This window comes from Hymenobacter profundi (genome assembly GCF_019334315.1).
GTDB lineage: Bacteria > Bacteroidota > Bacteroidia > Cytophagales > Hymenobacteraceae > Hymenobacter > Hymenobacter profundi.
In genome coordinates this window covers 1-3049 of the sequence record NZ_JAHWGL010000188.1, presented here as the reverse complement: position 1 = coordinate 3049, position 3049 = coordinate 1, and the positions used below count along the sequence as shown (strand labels likewise).

The 3049-nt window shown below is 57.1% G+C and carries 5 protein-coding genes; all 5 read left to right on the top strand.

The window, feature by feature from the left end; genetic code table 11:
* On the top strand, nucleotides 1-216 hold a 216-nt coding region (locus KYK14_RS21760; RefSeq protein WP_219161749.1), incomplete at its 5' end, for a DUF4174 domain-containing protein.
* Nucleotides 217-282: 66 nt separating this feature from the next.
* Entirely contained in the window at nucleotides 283-1260 is a 978-nt protein-coding gene (locus tag KYK14_RS21755; RefSeq protein ID WP_185281076.1) for a YitT family protein, read from the top strand.
* A 78-nt stretch (nucleotides 1261-1338) separates the two neighbouring features.
* Nucleotides 1339-1686, top strand: a complete 348-nt coding sequence (locus tag KYK14_RS21750) for a hypothetical protein (protein WP_219161748.1) — start codon at nucleotides 1339-1341, stop codon at nucleotides 1684-1686.
* A gap of 117 nt (nucleotides 1687-1803) precedes the next feature.
* Nucleotides 1804-2340: a DUF4136 domain-containing protein gene (locus KYK14_RS21745; protein ID WP_185281074.1), complete on the top strand. Its 537-nt coding sequence runs from the start codon at nucleotides 1804-1806 to the stop codon at nucleotides 2338-2340.
* A gap of 60 nt (nucleotides 2341-2400) precedes the next feature.
* Nucleotides 2401-2904 (top strand): ankyrin repeat domain-containing protein, encoded by a 504-nt coding sequence (locus KYK14_RS21740; RefSeq protein WP_343217151.1) that lies wholly within the window; start codon nucleotides 2401-2403, stop codon nucleotides 2902-2904.
* Nucleotides 2905-3049 lie beyond the last annotated feature (145 nt).

Sequence of the window (3049 nt, the reverse complement as noted above, 5' to 3'; positions counted from 1 at the left end):
CTGGTGCTCGATGTCATTGAAAGCCAGCTAAGCGCTGCCGACCGCCAATACGCCCGCCAGGAACTGAAGCTGTCCGCCGACAGCTTCACCGTGCTGTTAATCGGCAAAGACGGCGGCGTGAAACAACGTAGCGCCACGCCCCTACCTCCCGATGCCCTGTTCGGCACCATCGACAAAATGCCCATGCGCCGCCAGGAAATGCGCAACGAGAAGTAGAGGCATTGTGCGGTAGGCACCCAACTCCAAGCCGTTCCTACGTATAGGGACCATATTTCCTTTCGCATGCCTGTTAAGCCTACCCCCGCCGAGCTGCAAAACCAGCCCAAAGGCGCTGCCGCCACCGCGGCCACCGAAACCATTCCACCGCACGAAGACGAGGCTCATCCGACAGTATACGGGCCACGTTGGTGGCGTAAGCAGGTAGTACAGGGCCTTATGATGGTGGCCGGTATTTTCTCGGCTGCGCTGGGGCTCGAAAGCTTCTTGCTACCCAATGGCTTTATCGATGGAGGCGTAACGGGTATTTCGCTGCTCACCAACCACACCACCCATCTTTCGTTGCCATTGCTGATTGTGGTGCTCAACATTCCATTTGTGGTGATGGGGTATTTTCAGCTGGGGCGCGGCTTCGCGGCGCGTACGCTAGCCGCTATTCTGGGGCTGGCCACGGTGCTGTACTCCGTGCATTTTTCGGTGCTGGCTGAAGACAAGTTGCTGGCCGCCGTGTTCGGGGGCTTCTTTCTGGGTTCTGGTATCGGACTGGCTGTGCGTGGCGGCGCCGTGCTCGATGGCACCGAAATTCTGGCCGTGTACCTCAGCAAGAAACTCCCCCTGACGGTAGGAGACATTATTCTGCTCATCAACATCGTCATCTTTGGCGTGGCAGCGCTGCTGCTTTCCATCACCACGGCCCTTTACTCCATTCTTGCCTACCTGGCCGCTGCCAAGATGGTCGATTTTATCATTGAAGGCATTGAGGAATACACGGGCGTGACCATCATTTCGCCCAAAAGTGAAGCCATCCGGCGCATGGTAACCGAGAAGCTGGGCCGCGGTGCTACCCTCTACGTGGGCAAAAGCGGGTACAATACACAAGGGCAGGATCAGGGTACTATCGATATCATCTTTACGCTAGTGACGCGCCTGGAGGTGACCCGCCTCACCGACGAAATCGACAAGATTGACCCCAATGCTTTTGTAGTGATGAGCAGCGTGCGCGATACCAAGGGCGGGATGGTGAAACGGAGGCCCTTGCACTAAGAGCGAGATACTGGCTGCATCCCATTTTCGATGTGCAATCAGAAAACCTTATTCTCAATATTGGAAAAATGTCCAATATTGAATCAATTCATCGGCTCAATAAATCACTTCAGCTATAAGAAGAGTGCAAACATCGAGAAAATAGGTTTTTCGCTATTTAATTGGGTTGTTTTAAAGAACTACTACGGGGGTAAGCCCGGCAGTACAGCTCTTTTCTACACCTTATTTATTGCCCTAATCATGCTCTCTTCTACTGCCCTGCGTGCTGTTCTTTTTGTGTTGGTTGCCGTACTTCTTTCGATGGGAGATGCCCTAGCAGGTACCCCATTTACCCGGGCGCTCAAGCGTGGACATGGCTACGTACATCGTCCGTATTGCAAACAGTACAAAGGAAACGGCACACGCGGCTTGTTTGCCCGGCGCTAGGCAGTTGGAGAAGTTAGCCAAAGCCCCCACCATCAGCTAAGTCTGGTGGTGGGGGCTTTGTGCATTGTAGTGACGCTCTGGGTAGGCCGCCCAAGGCCGTGTTGCGTACACGGGTACATGAAGAAGCTACTGCCACTCTTGCTGGGGTTGGGCGCCTGTGCTCCCAGCGCACAGGTTACGGCTGTTGACCAAATGGCCGGAACCGATTTTACGGTCTACCACACCTACAACTTTCCAACCACCGACGCCCGCAATGAGGCCGGCTACCAGGTAATGAGTCCCACCCTACCCATCTGGCAGGCAGCTATTGCCCGCCAGCTAGAGCAGCGGGGCTACCGCCGCGCCCCCCAGCCCGATGTGTGGGTGCACGTGGGGGTAGTGGTAGCCGATAAGATGCAAACCCGCGAAACGCAAATTTGGGAGGCCCCTCCGTATGCGGGGCAGCGCCGCTACGGCTGGCAAAGCCAGCAAGTGCCTGTGCGGGCCTACCGCGAGGGCACCACTACTGTAGATGTGGTAGATGCCGCCCGCAATACGCTGGTGTGGCAGGGCAACGTAGCCGGCGCCCTCACCAAAAAGCCCCACCGGCAGGTAGAGCAGATCAACAACAGTGTGGACGAACTGTTTGCGCGCTACCCGGTGCCCGCCCGCTAAAACATCCTGCTGCTACGCTTGGTTGGTACAACCAGCCGCGTAGGCCATCGTATCAGCATCATCACTAAGCTTTTTTCCTTGGAAAATACATTCACCTCCGCTCGCCCCGAAGACCTGTTGTTTGATGCCGCCCGTCGGGGCGACGTAGCCTACCTGCGCGAACTGCTCGCCACGGGCGTCGACGTTAATACGCAGGATGCCAAAGGCTTCACGCCGCTTATCATTGCCGCCTACGACGACCACCTAGAGGCTACGAAACTGCTGTTAGAGGCCGGCGCCGATGTAAACGTGCAAGACCGCGCTGGCAACACCGCCCTGATGGGCGTATGCTTCAAAGGCTACCCCGAAATTGCACGGCAGCTCATTGCCCACGGCGCCAACCTGGATTTGCAGAACGGCAACGGCGGCACAGCCCTCATGTTTGCCACCCTGTTTGGCCGCAACCAGTTGATACCCATTTTGCTGGAAGCAGGTGCTGACGCCAGCATCCGCGACGTGCGTGGCCTATCGGCCCACGATCTAGCCATCCAGCAAGGCAACGAAGCGGCTTTGGAGCTGCTGTAGAAAAGCCACAGCCAGCCAGTTAGCCACAGGGGTGGGGGGTTTGGGTGTGCTGGAGGGCGGGGCCCGCGGCCGTTTTATTTCTTTCTGAAAGAGGGGGGGCTTCTGCCGGTCCCCTTTCCCGGGTTTCCGGGGGGAGGAAGGGAAG